A 12,389-nucleotide genomic window follows, 5' to 3' on the forward strand; every position below is an offset into this window, starting at 1 on the left:
TTTCGAGTGGAGGAGCCGAGATGACCCAAGCCCCCGCGCCGCGGCGCAAGGTGGACCGCGACGAGGTGTTCGTGGAGTTCACCAAGTCGATCTGCCCGATGTGCAAGACGCCCGTCGACGCCCAGGTCAACATCCGCCAGGGCAAGGTCTATCTGCGCAAACGCTGCAAGGAGCACGGTGAGTTCGAGGCGCTGGTATACGGGGACGCCGAGGAGTACGTCTCCTCGGCCCGGTTCAACAAGCCCGGCACCATCCCCATCACCTTCCAGACCGAGGTGAAGGACGGCTGCCCGTCCGACTGCGGGCTGTGTCCCGAGCACAAGCAGCACGCCTGCCTGGGGATCATCGAGGTCAACACCAGCTGCAACCTGGACTGCCCGATCTGCTTCGCCGACTCCGGCCACCACAGCGACGGCTACTCCATCACCCACGAGCAGTGCGCACGGATGCTCGACGTCTTCGTGGCCTCCGAGGGCGAGGCGGAGGTGGTGATGTTCTCCGGCGGCGAGCCCACCATCCACAAGCACATCCTGGACTTCATCGACCTCGCGCTGAACCGGCCGATCAAGAACGTCACCCTCAATACCAACGGCATCCGTCTCGCCACCGACCAACGCTTCGTCGCCGAGCTGGGCAAACGCAACCAGCTGCCCGGCAGGTCGGTGAACATCTACCTGCAGTTCGACGGCTTCGACGAGCGCACCCACCGGGAGATCCGGGGCCGTGACCTGCGTACGTTCAAGCAGCGGGCACTGGACAACTGCGCGTCTGCTGGGCTGAGCGTCACTTTGGTCGCGGCTGTCGAGCGGGGGCTGAACGAGCACGAGCTCGGAGACATCGTCGAGTTCGGCATCGACCACCCGGCCGTACGGTCGGTGGCTTTCCAGCCCGTCACCCACTCCGGTCGGCATGTGGAGTTCGACCCGCTGAACCGGCTCACCAACCCCGATGTCATCAAGCTCATCAATGAACAGCGGCCGCAGTGGTTCAAGAAGGGCGACTTCTTCCCCGTCCCCTGCTGCTTCCCGACCTGCCGCTCCATCACCTATCTGCTGGTGGACGGCGAGCCGGGCAGCCGGACCGTCGTGCCCATTCCCCGGCTGCTCCAGATCGAGCACTACCTCGACTACGTCACCAACCGCGTCATGCCCGACACCGGAATCCGCGAGGCGCTGGAGAAGCTGTGGTCTGCCTCCGCCTTCATGGGCACGGAAACGACCCAGGAGAAGCTACGGGCCACCGCCGAAGGACTCGATTGCGCGGACTCCTGCGGCATCGACCTCCCGCATGCGGTGAAGGACCTCAACGACAAGGCATTCATGATCGTCGTACAGGACTTCCAGGACCCCTACACCCTCAACGTCAAGCAGCTGATGAAGTGCTGCGTCGAGGAGATCACCCCTGACGGACGCCTCATCCCCTTCTGCGCCTACAACTCCGTCGGCTACCGCGAACAGGTCCGCGCGCAGATGTCCGGCGTTCCCGTCGCCGACGTGGTGCCCAACGCGCTGCCCCTCGCGCCCGTCCTCACCGACACCCCCTACGGCTCCAAGACCGCCCGCAGCACAAAGCCCCAGCCGACCGCCGAGTAGGGCGCATGATGACCGACCAGAACGCCCGCCCGCCCGTCGCGACCGGCGATGAACTCAAAGCCTGCTGCGCCGCCGCGTACTCCTTGGATGTGGTCGCTCTGCTGCTGGGCGACGCCTACCACCCGGGCGGCACCGCCCTGACCCGCCGCCTTTCCGACGGGCTCCGTCTGGCGGAGGGCTGCCGCGTTCTCGATGTGGCCTCGGGCCGCGGCACCACCGCCCTTCTCCTCGCCGACGTCTACGGCGTACGGGTGGACGGGGTGGACTACTCACCGGCCAACACCGCCCTGGCCCAAGGAGCCGCCGCGGCCGCGGGACTCGGAGAGCGGGCGGTGTTCACCACCGGGGATGCCGAGCGCCTGCCCTACCCGGGCGGCGTGTTCGACGCGGTGGTGTGCGAGTGCGCCCTGTGCACCTTCCCCGACAAGGCCCAGGCCGCAGTCGAGTTCTCCCGTGTCCTGCGTCCCGGTGGACGGGTCGGCATCACCGACGTCACCGCCACCCCCGACCGCCTCCCGCCGGAGCTGACCGGTCTGGCCGCGCGGATCGCCTGCATCGCCGACGCCCGCCCGCTGGCCCAATACGTTGAGATCCTGGCCGCCGCCGGACTGCGCACCATCCGCACCGAACGCCACGACGCGGCCATGACCCGCATGATCGACCAGATCGAGGCGAGGCTGAACCTGCTGCGCATGACCGCTGCGGCCAAGCTCACCGACGCCGGCGTGGACCTGGAGGCGGCCCCAGCCGTCCTCGCCGCTGCCCGCGCCGCCGTGGCGGACGGCGTCCTCGGCTACGCCCTGCTGATCGCGGAGAAGGGCCTGCCGAACGCCTGACTGGAGGACGCGTGCATCCCGTGCAACGGCGCTTGTTGCATCGGATGCGCCTGCGCTCAGGCGCCGTCCGCAGGGGATGCCGCTTCGCGCAGACGCAGCGCCTGTGTGTCGTAGTCGTGGAGAATCTGCCGGAGCTGTTCCAACGCCTCCGTGGGGATTTCGGGCGGAGCGGACTCGGCCACGAATCGTGCGGCGGCCACCAGCGCGGCGAACTCGAACGCGTGAGCAGTCGCACTCAGGACACCCGGCCGGGCCCACTCGAGGTGCATGATCTCAGCCCTTCGATGCCAAGTAGTCCTTGATCTGCCCGAGTTCCTGCGCGAAGTCGTCGTAGTCCTCACGGATACCGTTGAGGTATGCGCTCCAGCCGAGGCTGTTCTTCGCGTAGTGGACGGCTTCCTGGATCTCCTCGTCGGTGGCCCCGAACAGCTTCGCGGCCTCCGTGTGGAAGAGCGTGCAGTAGCGACACTTCGTCTCCGAATGCAACGCGATCCCGATCAGTTCCTTGTACTTGTTCGGGATGAGCGTCTCACCGAGCTCGATCTTCTTGAAGATCTCCCACTCGTAGTCCAGCAGGTCATCGGGGATCCGGGAGAAGAAATGCGGAACGAGACCCAGCGTCTCCTTGATCTCCGACTCGACCTCGCTTCGGCTTCGGCCTGCCATGGCGACCACTCCTCTCAGCCAGCGAACGGACCCTCCTTCCACGCTAGAGCTCGCCAGCGGGCCCTGCGACCGCTGCCGTGCCTGCCTCTTCCCGCATCGCCCCCACAGATGGCGAGCCCCTCGTCCCGACGCCCGGCAGCCACGTCCGCCGGGCATCTGGCCGCGGCTTGGAGTTACTGGCACGTAGGTAAGGGCGGTCACATACTTGCATCCGTCACCGGTCCTAGCGTCGGAGCTGAAGCAAGCATCCCGCGCAGGAGAGGACTTGGAGATCATGACAGCCACCGTGCAGGTATCCCCGAGAACCGCTGCCATCCCGGTCTACGCGGCCTACGGCGCTGTGGCCGGTGTGGTCGGCGGGATCGGGTTCGGCATCTGGATGTCGGTGTCCCGGCCGATGATGGACACCGCGATGATCACCATGGTCGCCGGTCTGCTCGGATCGACCAACGCCTTCGCCGGGTGGCTGATCCACCTGGGCATCGCGGTCTTCGCCGGCATCACCTTCGGCGCGGTCCTGGGGCAGTTCGCCCAGAAGATGGCACCCGCGGTCGTGCTCGGGCTGGCCTACGGCGCCGTGTGGTGGTTCGTCGGCGCGCTGTGGATCATGCCCGCCAACATGGGCATGCCGGTCTTCGAATGGAACGACGTCACCAGCTCCAGCCTCGGCGGCCACCTGGTCTTCGGGCTGCTCGCCGGCCTGACCTTCTCCTGCATCGCCCAGATGGCGGCCAAGCGGACGGGCCGGGCCGGAGGATGACCCGCGTACCGCCGGCGTCAACACCCGGCCCCGGCACACCGCCCCGGGGTGCTGCACAGCTTCGCAGCACCCCGGACGGCTACTGTCTGGCCGACAGCGCCGGTGCGATGGCCAGCCCGGCGTGGGGCGCGGCGCCCCCGCCGTGGGCACCGGGACGACGCGAGGAGACACACCACATGACCGACGCCGGTGACGACGTGGAGAAGACGTGGTGCATCTCCGAGGTCGACATCTTCCGCGACCTCAGCGAGGCGGAGATGGACGCCATCGCCGCCGCAGCGCCGATGAAGACCTACTCCGCGGGAGAGCTTCTGCATTCCCCGGCCCAGCCGTCCGAGGTGCTGTTCATCCTCAAGCGCGGCCGGGTCCGCATCTTCCGTGTCTCCGCCGACGGCCGGGCCCTGACCTGCGCGATCATCAGCCCGGGCACCATCTTTGGGGAGATGGCGCTGCTCGGGCAGCGGATGTACGACAACTTCGCCGAAGCCCTCGACGAGGTCACCGTCTGCGTCATGAGCCGCGCCGATGTCCGTCGTTTCCTGCTCTCTGATGCGCGGATCTCCGCCCGGATCACCGAAATCCTCGGCCGCCGCCTGGCCGACCTCGAACAACGCCTGTCCGACACCGTCTTCAAATCCGTACCCCAGCGCATCGCCACCACCCTGCTGACCCTCGCCGCCGAGAACCGACCGCGCGTGCTCGGGGCCCGCAGCCCGCAGATCGCCCTGACACACCAGCAGATCGCAGCCCTGGCAGGCACCTCCCGCGAAACCACCACCAAGGTCCTGCGCGAGTTCGCCGGACAGGGGCTGATCCGCCTCGCCAGAGGGCGCATCGCCGTCCTCGACCCGGAGCGCCTGAAGGACCACGCGGGCTGACGTCACCGAACCGTAAGCACTCAGCCGTCCCGCCCACGGGACCGGCCGATCTACATTCAGAGCCGATCCCGAACATCAGGAGCCCTCATGCGTGTCCGCTCGTTCCTCCCGGCCGTCCTGACCGCCGGAATGCTCGCCCTTGCAGGCTGTGGCTCCGACGGCGGTGACGCATCCGGCAGTGATGCGGGCACGGACAGCTCTGGCGCGAACACGGCCCCCGCCGCCACCCCCACCTCAGCCGGCAGCGATTCTTCCGGGACGGTGCCCGAGGCACTGCGCTTCACCGGAATGACCATTGAGGGCAAGCCGTTTGACGGCGCGACGCTGGTCGGCAAGCCCACGGTGCTGTGGTTCTGGGCCCCCTGGTGCCCCAAGTGCAAGGCCCAAGGGCCGGAGACGGCGAAGGTCGCAGCGCAGTTCGAGGGGAGGGCCAATGTCGTCGGGGTGGCCGGGCTGGACAAGCCGGCGGCCATGAAGGACTTCGTCGCCTCGGCCAAGGTCGGCGCCTTCCCGAACCTGTCCGACGAAGGCGGTGACATCTGGAAGAAGTTCGAGATCACAGAGCAGAGCACGTACGTCGTGCTCGACAAGGACGGCAAGACCGTCTTCACCGGCAACCTGCCCGCGGGCAAGGGGCTGGCCGACAAGGTCAGCAAGCTCGTCGGCTGACGCGCCGTGTCCGACGTTCCGCTCGCCCTCGCCCTGACCGCGGGCATGCTCGCCGCGGTGAACCCGTGCGGCTTCGCCCTGCTGCCCGCCTACCTCTCCCTGCTCGTCCTGGGCGACGACTCGCCCACCCGCACGGGCGCGGTCGGCCGCGCGCTGGCCGCGACAGCTGCCATGACCGCCGGATTCGCGGCCTTGTTCGCCGTCTTCGGACTCGCCGTCGCACCCGTCGCCGGCCAGGTGCAGCAGCACCTGCCATGGTTCACCATCGCCTTCGGCCTGCTGCTCGCCCTCGTCGGCGGCTGGCTGCTGGCCGGCCGCGACCTGCCCACCCTGCTCCCCAAGCTCCGCCGTGCCCCCGCCGTGACCCGCTCCGTGCAGTCGATGGCACTGTTTGGCGCCGCCTACGCGATCGCCTCGCTAGGCTGCACCATCGCTCCTTTCCTCGCGATCGTGGTCTCCGCGTTCCGCAGTGGATCGACGCTCGAAGGTGTCGCGCTGTTCACTGCGTACGCGGCCGGGATGGGAGTGATCGTGGGCGCCGCCGCGCTGTCTGTGGCGCTGACCAGCACCGCTCGGGTGGGCCGTCTGCGCCGCCTCGGTGCCACCGCCTCCCGCCTCGGCGGCGGCCTGCTGTTCCTGGTCGGTGCGTATGTGGCGTACTACGGCTGGTACGAAATCCGCGTCCTGCGTGACCCGCTGTCCACCGACCCCGTCATCGACGGCGCAGGCACCGTACAGCGGTGGATCTCCGAAACCCTCGAGACCGTCGGCATCCCCACCATCACCGTCGTGTTCGCAGCACTGCTGCTGACGGCGCTGGCACTCCGCCACCACCTTCACCGCCGGGCCCAGGACACGCCACGAACCAACAGCGGCACTTCACCAGATGGCACCCAGCGAACTCTCTGAACCACGGGAACTTCGTCCCACCCGATGAGGAACCGGAGGCGTGACGGGCTGCTCCGGTACCCGGCGTGCCAGATTTCGAGTGCGCTGGCTACGTCGAGGGAGTTGCTGACGACGCCGATGAGGATGTTGACCAGGACGGGCAGCCCGCTCCACCACGCCCTCGACGCTTCGCAGCACAAGGGGGCCCGCCGACTTCGTCGACCGGGCCCCGGTTCGCCAGTGCTACGCAACCTTGGTCATTGTCCTGCCGCAGCAGCAGGTGGGACTGGACTGGCCGGAGCAGGTTGGCGGGGCCGCCTTGGTCACGGTCAGCTCGCCCGGTGCGTCGTACCAGGAGCCGGCGATGCGCGCGGGCGGAACGGCTCCTCACCGAACTCGACCTCCATGACGTGACGGTGGCACCGGATCCCTGGGTGGCCCCCCCCGACACCGATGGGCCAGGCGCAGATGGCCCAGTCGTTGGAGGGCGAACTGGGCCTGTGCCTGGCGCCTCTGACACTCCGTACTCCTCGTGCACTCGCTTGTCTGTACGTTGCCGCCGTAACGTACAGCGCCCTGTGGTCCTCGCTAAACCGGTGTCCCCGTTGGCCAGCAGACTTCGGCGACATCGAGCCACACCGCGTACCGGCCCGTGCCTCAGCAACGTTGCCGGGTTACCCAGAGCCAGTTCGGAAACAGGTACGTAGACAGTGGTCACGATGGTGCCGTAGAGCGTGGTGGTCTCGACGCTGATCCGCAGGGGACGGGGAACGAGGCCGCGGATATCGAAGGACGACAGGCACCCCTCGTACCGCTCGTCACTCTCGTCGGAGGCGGTGGTGATGGGGGGGGAGCAGCACGATGGCGCGTCGGCGCCTTTCTCGGGGGGCTGGACGACGGCCGCCACCCGGCCGATGCCGATCTGCGGGGCGGCATGACCATGCCTTTGGCGAAGGTGTGGACGCGGGGCGATGCGCTCCATCGAAGCGAACAGCATCTCCTCGGCCTGTTCGGCGGCCTCCTACTCGGCGGGCAGGCCGAAGGGGCGGGCCGTTTCGGTCAGGACGGGGGTGCCATGCTGGACGACTCTAAGCTCGCGCATCTGCTGGCTGAGCCGCCTTTCGATCACCTGAACTCCCCTTTGATTTATGAGCGCAGAGCCGAGCGCTTCCAGGGGGTGGTGGACTGTTGATCGCCGCGTGTCTCGTAGAGGTGGGCGAAGTGGTTTTGAAGTCGGGCATGGCGGAACTGGTAAACCGAGCCGACCTGGCGCAGCATCCCCCGCTGATGGGCGTCGTCCAGGAATGCGATCAGCGCCCGGGGCAACCGTCCGGTCATCGGCAGCCAGATGCGTGAAAGGATCAACCATCGGCCCCAGGCATCCATGCTGAGCCTGACCACGAACCCCCACACGAACCCGCCCACGAGCGCGTTGGCGAGCCCGCTCAGGAACCCGAGTGCAAGCCCGAACGCCAGCCAGCCCACGAAGGACTGGAAGACCGCGTTCTTGCGGTTGGCCGTCAACAGCTCGGACGGGCTGACCGCGATTCTGATGTCGGCGGGGGTTTGGAGCGCGAACGCCAGCCCGAACACCAGCCCGACCACGAGGCCGAACCGGGGACCGATCCAGAGGATGGCTTGGATCACGTCCACAAGCCCGAATGTGCGCCAGCCTATGATCTGGCGCGCCAGCACGCCCGCGAGTCCGCTCGCGAGCCCGATGACGAGCCAAGCTGCAAATCCGAAGATCACCCCGTCCGTGAGCTGCTCCAGGACTTGTCTTGCCCGGCCGCGGATGTGCAGCTGTATGCGCGAGGGCTCGCCTCCTTCGGACCGGAGCCCGAACCGGAGCCCCAATGCGATTCCGGCCACCAGCCCTCCTGCGAGTCCGCTCACGAGCCCGTACACGAGCCAGGCACGCAGGCCATCCGTGAACGGAAACGCGAGCCCGACCGACCCGTCCCAGCCCAGGTATGTGCGTAGGACGACGAATCCGATCAGGAGCCCGTTCGTCAGCCCGTTCGCCAGCGCGGCGGCGAGTCCGATCACGAGCCCGCCCACGAGCATGCGTGTCGTGCGGCTGAGGGTGTTGCCCAGTTGCCACCAGGCGAGGTCTTTGGTGCCAAGCCGGTTCAGGTGCCAGGCGAGGTAGCCGAGCCAGTGTTGAACGCGGTCGGGGTCCCAGCTCCGGTAGCCGCGGTGGCTGAAGCGCCGGTCGAGGGGCGGGTGCTGGTAGACGGCGGGAACGAACGCGCCCAAGAGATGATCTTCCAGGTCCTGAGCGGTGCCGAACTGATGGGTGTCGAGCAGCTCGGCGGGATCGCGGTCCGGGGTATCGCTGTAGACGGTGCGGGCAAGGACGACCATCAACGGGGTAGACAGCACTGCAGTGAGGTTGGCCTCTGCCGGGCTGCTCGGATGTTCGCACAAGCGGGCCAGGACCGGGTCCCACACCGTGGTGGTGCCGCTGCCGCTGCCGGTGGCGGTTTTGCGGGTGGTGCGAGGCAGATAGTCGGCCAGGTCGGTCAGGGTGAGGTCGTCGAGTTCGATGCCTGCCGCGGCGGTCAGGACGTCGGCGGCCGCGACGGCGGTGGCGTACTCGTCGGGGCGGCTGGTCAGCAGCAGCGGCATCCTGGTGGCGTTCAGCGCTTCCAGTGCGGCACGATGCAGCCCGTCGGCGATCTCATCGAACCCGTCAAGCACGGGCAGGATGCGGCCGGCCTCGACCAAGGCGGCGGCCAGACTGGATCCGGTCGGGCCGGGCGCGGCGAGACCGGGGTGGTCGCGCAGGAGTTGGTCGGTCAGCCAGTCCCGCAATGAGGTGGTGGTCGGGTTCCACGACCCGAGGCCGAAGATCACCGGTACGAGGTCGGTGCTGGTGCGGGCGTCGAGCAGGTCGAGGACGAACCGCAGGGTCAAGACCGTTTTGCCGGAGCCGACCCGGCCCAGGACCATCAGCCGTCCTGACGGTATCCGCTGGTAGACGTCGACGACCCGGTCCAGCTGGCCGGTCAGGGCCAACGGACCGAAGGTCACCCCGGCTGGGCCACGGCGGATATTGGCCCAATGATCCATCAGGGCCTCGGGTGCGAGGTGCCACCGCACCGGCAGCGGGAAGGGGTCATGCACCCGCTGCCGTTCCTCCTCCCGCCGCCACTGCGCCCCGACCGCCTGAGCAAGCTGGTCGGCCGCTTCCGCCAACCGCCGGCTCTCCGTCGACGTACAGGGGGCCGAAGCGTCCTGCTGGGCCGGCCGGGACGCCGACGTCCCGTAGTTGACGGTGACGTCGCCCACCACGCGGCCGACGAAGGTGCCTGAGCCGTGGTTGTGCTGGTCACCCGCTTCCCGGCCTTCTCCGTCAATCACCGGGAGCTGTCGTGGTTGATGGTGAGCCCCCCGATCACATCACCGGCGATGAACGTTCCCGATCCCTCATTGCGCTGCACCTGCACGGCGGGGGCAGCGGACGGGGAAGCTGCCAGAGAACGCAGCTCTGCCAGGACGTCGGGACGGCGTTCCGCGTGGGCAGCGAGGAGTGATGCCAAGGCGATGCGGAGGCCGTCGTCGGCGACGCCCCGCGACAGTGCGCCCAGTGCCGCATCGCGCTCCTCCTGGGTACCTTGCCGAAACAGACGGTCAACCGTCGCCCGGGCGCGGCCCCATCCCAGGCGAACGGCGTCGGCGAGAATCGTTGCTGCGGCACCGGTGGCGATGGCGAGCAGTTCGGCATCAGGCATGACCGCATGATGCCAGGCCATCAACTCCCCTGTCGGAGCTTCACGTTGACCGGGGAAAGCTGTAAACCAATGGGGCAATGCCAAGCCTGCCGCCTCGTGGCCGGACGGCCGGTGCTGTGCGACCTGACCAGCGCACAGGCCACGGTGCTCGAGCGCAACGTGTCTGCCGGGGTCGTCCGCCGGCACAAGTACGCCACACTGTGAAGCTTCCCGTCCCTGGCCCGGCTACCTGCATCCTGCTGTCAGACTCGGCATTGAGGACGCGTACCGGCTGACCGGCCTCACTTCGCTGGCCGCCGGCGCGACCTGGCCGTACATCCAGCCGTCCCAGGAACTCGTCGCGGCGTGCCCCGAGGACCCGGTCGTGGTCGCCCTGTACGTCGATTTCGCCGACGTGGTCCGCCAGTCCCTGGAAGAGCCATCTCCGGGCTGCTCGCCTGCGGGGAGAACGTGCCGCTGGGGGCAGGCCCCCTCGGCGCGATACCGCCGCACATCGGCACTGGTGGCTCAAGCGCACCCGCCTCGACGTCGCCCCGCTCACCCGATGGCTTAAGAAGGTTCCGGTCTCCGTCCTCGACGACGGCACATACCGCGCCGCCCTGGAAGCCGGCGGAGTCGACCGACGCAAGATGTTCGATCATCTGGACGCCGACATCGTCATCTGGTGCGACGGCGAGCGGGAGAAGGTCGACGCCGTGATACTCGCGACCGGATACCGCACCGAGCTCGACTATCTGGCTGCCGGCGACGCCCTCGACAGCCAGGGGCGCCCCGTGCACCGCGGCGGCGTCTCCACGACGGTGTCCGGGCTCGGTTAAGTCGGCATGGAGTTCCAGCGCAGCTTCTCTTCCAAAACCCTGCGCGGCGTGGGCCGAGACGCCGCATACGTCCTCAACCAGCTGCGCCGCCAGCCCCGGTGATCACAGGGCAGGCGAGCGGTTCGAAGAAACGACGCACGCTTCCCCTCCCACAGTTCATCGATTATCGTCGTTTATCGATGAACGAGACTCTGGGCAGCCCGCAGCTTCTGGCGGATGACGACGCCGTGCTCTACGCCAGCTGGTTCAAGGCACTCGCCGACCCCACACGCGTCCAGCTTCTGAGCCTGCTGGCCCGCGAACGACGCCCGATGGCCGTGGGGGAGATCACCGGTCGGCTGCCCATTGGCCAGTCGACCGTCTCCCACCACCTCAAGATCCTGACCGAGGTTCGCTTCGTCTTGCCCGAACGGCACGGCACCTCCACCAGGTACGGGGTCAATGCCGCCTGCCTGGAGTGCTTCCCCGCGGCAGTGGCCGCGATCCTCGGAGGCCAGCGGTGAACATCGTCCCCATGACCGAGCTTCATGCCGAGCAAGTCCTGGCGATCTACCAGGCCGGCATCGACGAAGGAAACGCGACCTTCGAGACAACGGCTCCCGGATGGGTGGACTTCAACGCCGCCCGACTCGGCGAGCACCGCTTCGTGGCGCTCGACGACTCGGGTAAGGTCCTCGGCTGGGTGGCGGCCACCAGGGTTTCCGATCGGTGCGCGTACGCGGGTGTGATCGAGCACTCAGTTTATGTCCACCCCGGCGCACGCGGCCAAGGCGTCGCCAAGCAGCTCCTTGCCGCGCTGGTTGACTCCGCTGACTCTGCAGGCATCTGGACAATCCAGTCTGGGATCTTTCCCGAGAACACTGCCAGCCTCGCCGTTCATCAGCGGGCCGGCTTCCGCGTCATCGGCACCCGCGAGCGCATCGGCCGACATCATGACGTCTGGCGCGACGTGGTCCTGCTGGAACGCCGCAGCTCACAGATCAGCTGAGCAAGCACGCACTTCCCGCACCGCTGCTGTTAGCTGCCGCCGTCCAGGGTCAGCTGGCCATAGTGGAAGTCGAAGTGCTGAGTTGGGTAACGGTAGACGTCCGCGAGGGTCATGAAGTCCTGGAAGAACGGGTCCCACCGGACGGGGTAGTGCATTCCCCGGGCGAGATCTGCTTCTGACGCCGCTCCCAATCTGCGGTGCAGTGAGCCGATGACGCGGTCGAATGCGGCGCCCATGCGGCGTGGCCCATAGATCTTCACCGCCCCGCGCGGACCCATGTACAGGTCATGCGTCTGCGACGCGGCCTCCAGTCGCCGCTCAGCCCTGGCTGGCCCGGCACATCCAGCACGACCGTGTGCCACTGGGCGGACAGCACGGTGACCGTTGCCAGGGGCCGCGTTCATGTTGGTGCCCAGCAACAGCACAACGCTTGGCGCGTCACCCGTAGGAGCAGGGGAGAACCCGACGAAACGGGCCTCGGTGAGTGACGAAAGTCGCTCGCAGGGGTCCGTTTCTCGTTTGTCGGCTCGGTTGATGATCTCTCGCAGCGAAGGTTG

The 12,389-nt window shown here is 67.8% G+C and carries 17 protein-coding genes; 11 read left to right on the top strand and 6 right to left on the bottom strand.

What is annotated here, in order from left to right; all coding sequences use genetic code 11:
- The first annotated feature begins 20 nt into the window (after window positions 1–20).
- Both J7I98_RS33000 and J7I98_RS33005 read left to right on the top strand, forming a co-directional pair.
- On the top strand, window positions 21–1,592 hold the full coding sequence (locus J7I98_RS33000) for a radical SAM protein (protein WP_214928739.1): 1,572 nt from the start codon (window positions 21–23) through the stop codon (window positions 1,590–1,592).
- Window positions 1,593–1,597: 5 nt separating this feature from the next.
- Window positions 1,598–2,428 carry a class I SAM-dependent methyltransferase gene (locus J7I98_RS33005; RefSeq protein ID WP_251021558.1) on the top strand — a complete coding sequence of 277 codons (831 nt, stop codon included), beginning with the start codon at window positions 1,598–1,600 and terminating at the stop codon, window positions 2,426–2,428.
- Between the two features lie 56 nt (window positions 2,429–2,484).
- Here the strand turns inward: J7I98_RS33005 and J7I98_RS33010 are convergent, their stop codons facing one another.
- Both J7I98_RS33010 and J7I98_RS33015 read right to left on the bottom strand, forming a co-directional pair.
- Window positions 2,485–2,697, bottom strand: a complete 213-nt coding sequence (locus tag J7I98_RS33010) for a hypothetical protein (protein ID WP_214928740.1) — start codon at window positions 2,695–2,697, stop codon at window positions 2,485–2,487.
- Between the two features lie 4 nt (window positions 2,698–2,701).
- Entirely contained in the window at window positions 2,702–3,094 is a 393-nt protein-coding gene (locus J7I98_RS33015) for a carboxymuconolactone decarboxylase family protein (protein WP_214928741.1), read from the bottom strand.
- Window positions 3,095–3,368: 274 nt separating this feature from the next.
- Between J7I98_RS33015 and J7I98_RS33020 the strand changes: the two genes are divergently transcribed.
- The 4 genes from J7I98_RS33020 to J7I98_RS33035 all read left to right on the top strand — a co-directional run bounded on the left by J7I98_RS33020 (window position 3,369) and on the right by J7I98_RS33035 (window position 6,310).
- Window positions 3,369–3,854, top strand: coding sequence for a hypothetical protein (locus J7I98_RS33020; RefSeq protein ID WP_214928755.1), 486 nt, complete (start codon window positions 3,369–3,371; stop codon window positions 3,852–3,854).
- Between the two features lie 176 nt (window positions 3,855–4,030).
- Window positions 4,031–4,732, top strand: coding sequence for a Crp/Fnr family transcriptional regulator (locus J7I98_RS33025; protein ID WP_251021559.1), 702 nt, complete (start codon window positions 4,031–4,033; stop codon window positions 4,730–4,732).
- An 87-nt stretch (window positions 4,733–4,819) separates the two neighbouring features.
- Complete coding sequence (locus tag J7I98_RS33030) at window positions 4,820–5,401, top strand: redoxin domain-containing protein (protein ID WP_214928743.1); 582 nt, start codon at window positions 4,820–4,822, stop codon at window positions 5,399–5,401.
- A 6-nt stretch (window positions 5,402–5,407) separates the two neighbouring features.
- Window positions 5,408–6,310, top strand: a complete 903-nt coding sequence (locus J7I98_RS33035) for a cytochrome c biogenesis protein CcdA (protein ID WP_214928744.1) — start codon at window positions 5,408–5,410, stop codon at window positions 6,308–6,310.
- A gap of 88 nt (window positions 6,311–6,398) precedes the next feature.
- Here J7I98_RS33035 and J7I98_RS33040 read toward each other — a convergent pair whose 3' ends face one another.
- Entirely contained in the window at window positions 6,399–7,286 is an 888-nt protein-coding gene (locus J7I98_RS33040; protein ID WP_308378026.1) for a peptide deformylase, read from the bottom strand.
- On the opposite strand from J7I98_RS33040, the gene J7I98_RS41620 reads away from it, so the two are divergent.
- Window positions 7,224–7,481: a hypothetical protein gene (locus tag J7I98_RS41620; protein WP_251021568.1), complete on the top strand. Its 258-nt coding sequence runs from the start codon at window positions 7,224–7,226 to the stop codon at window positions 7,479–7,481. The genes J7I98_RS33040 and J7I98_RS41620 overlap by 63 nt on opposite strands.
- Here J7I98_RS41620 and J7I98_RS33045 read toward each other — a convergent pair.
- Together J7I98_RS33045 and J7I98_RS33050 are read right to left on the bottom strand one after the other, a co-directional pair.
- Window positions 7,436–9,655 (bottom strand): NACHT domain-containing protein, encoded by a 2,220-nt coding sequence (locus tag J7I98_RS33045; RefSeq protein WP_214928745.1) that lies wholly within the window; start codon window positions 9,653–9,655, stop codon window positions 7,436–7,438. The genes J7I98_RS41620 and J7I98_RS33045 overlap by 46 nt on opposite strands.
- Window positions 9,652–10,026: a hypothetical protein gene (locus tag J7I98_RS33050; protein ID WP_214928746.1), complete on the bottom strand. Its 375-nt coding sequence runs from the start codon at window positions 10,024–10,026 to the stop codon at window positions 9,652–9,654. The genes J7I98_RS33045 and J7I98_RS33050 overlap by 4 nt, the downstream gene beginning before the upstream one ends.
- Window positions 10,027–10,095: 69 nt before the next feature.
- Between J7I98_RS33050 and J7I98_RS33055 the strand changes: the two genes are divergently transcribed.
- The 4 genes from J7I98_RS33055 to J7I98_RS33070 all read left to right on the top strand — a co-directional run bounded on the left by J7I98_RS33055 (window position 10,096) and on the right by J7I98_RS33070 (window position 11,832).
- On the top strand, window positions 10,096–10,230 hold the full coding sequence (locus J7I98_RS33055) for a hypothetical protein (protein WP_251021560.1): 135 nt from the start codon (window positions 10,096–10,098) through the stop codon (window positions 10,228–10,230).
- Between the two features lie 425 nt (window positions 10,231–10,655).
- The gene (locus tag J7I98_RS33060; protein ID WP_214928748.1) at window positions 10,656–10,844 is read left to right on the top strand and encodes an NAD(P)-binding domain-containing protein; all 189 of its coding nucleotides are present in this window, start codon (window positions 10,656–10,658) and stop codon (window positions 10,842–10,844) included.
- A 179-nt stretch (window positions 10,845–11,023) separates the two neighbouring features.
- Entirely contained in the window at window positions 11,024–11,347 is a 324-nt protein-coding gene (locus J7I98_RS33065) for a helix-turn-helix transcriptional regulator (RefSeq protein ID WP_214928749.1), read from the top strand.
- Between the two features lie 11 nt (window positions 11,348–11,358).
- Entirely contained in the window at window positions 11,359–11,832 is a 474-nt protein-coding gene (locus J7I98_RS33070) for a GNAT family N-acetyltransferase (RefSeq protein ID WP_214928750.1), read from the top strand.
- A gap of 29 nt (window positions 11,833–11,861) precedes the next feature.
- On the opposite strand, the gene J7I98_RS33075 is transcribed toward J7I98_RS33070, so the two are convergent.
- Entirely contained in the window at window positions 11,862–12,110 is a 249-nt protein-coding gene (locus J7I98_RS33075; protein WP_214928751.1) for a DinB family protein, read from the bottom strand.
- Between the last annotated feature and the right edge of the window lie 279 nt (window positions 12,111–12,389).

Origin of the sequence: Streptomyces sp. ISL-98 (genome assembly GCF_018614055.1) — a bacterium.
Classification (GTDB): domain Bacteria; phylum Actinomycetota; class Actinomycetes; order Streptomycetales; family Streptomycetaceae; genus Streptomyces; species Streptomyces spiramyceticus.

Bases quoted from the DNA above. Each gene is read 5' to 3' on its own strand.
- J7I98_RS33000 (WP_214928739.1), top strand. From the start codon at position 21: ATGACCCAAGCCCCCGCGCCGCGGCGCAAGGTGGACCGCGACGAGGTG.
- J7I98_RS33005 (WP_251021558.1), top strand. From the start codon at position 1,598: ATGATGACCGACCAGAACGCCCGCCCGCCCGTCGCGACCGGCGATGAA.
- J7I98_RS33010 (WP_214928740.1), bottom strand. From the start codon at position 2,697: ATGCACCTCGAGTGGGCCCGGCCGGGTGTCCTGAGTGCGACTGCTCAC.
- J7I98_RS33015 (WP_214928741.1), bottom strand. From the start codon at position 3,094: ATGGCAGGCCGAAGCCGAAGCGAGGTCGAGTCGGAGATCAAGGAGACG.
- J7I98_RS33020 (WP_214928755.1), top strand. From the start codon at position 3,369: ATGACAGCCACCGTGCAGGTATCCCCGAGAACCGCTGCCATCCCGGTC.
- J7I98_RS33025 (WP_251021559.1), top strand. From the start codon at position 4,031: ATGACCGACGCCGGTGACGACGTGGAGAAGACGTGGTGCATCTCCGAG.
- J7I98_RS33030 (WP_214928743.1), top strand. From the start codon at position 4,820: ATGCGTGTCCGCTCGTTCCTCCCGGCCGTCCTGACCGCCGGAATGCTC.
- J7I98_RS41620 (WP_251021568.1), top strand. From the start codon at position 7,224: ATGACCATGCCTTTGGCGAAGGTGTGGACGCGGGGCGATGCGCTCCAT.
- J7I98_RS33040 (WP_308378026.1), bottom strand. From the start codon at position 7,286: ATGCTGTTCGCTTCGATGGAGCGCATCGCCCCGCGTCCACACCTTCGC.
- J7I98_RS33050 (WP_214928746.1), bottom strand. From the start codon at position 10,026: ATGCCTGATGCCGAACTGCTCGCCATCGCCACCGGTGCCGCAGCAACG.
- J7I98_RS33055 (WP_251021560.1), top strand. From the start codon at position 10,096: ATGGGGCAATGCCAAGCCTGCCGCCTCGTGGCCGGACGGCCGGTGCTG.
- J7I98_RS33060 (WP_214928748.1), top strand. From the start codon at position 10,656: ATGTTCGATCATCTGGACGCCGACATCGTCATCTGGTGCGACGGCGAG.
- J7I98_RS33065 (WP_214928749.1), top strand. From the start codon at position 11,024: ATGAACGAGACTCTGGGCAGCCCGCAGCTTCTGGCGGATGACGACGCC.
- J7I98_RS33070 (WP_214928750.1), top strand. From the start codon at position 11,359: ATGACCGAGCTTCATGCCGAGCAAGTCCTGGCGATCTACCAGGCCGGC.
- J7I98_RS33075 (WP_214928751.1), bottom strand. From the start codon at position 12,110: ATGGGTCCGCGCGGGGCGGTGAAGATCTATGGGCCACGCCGCATGGGC.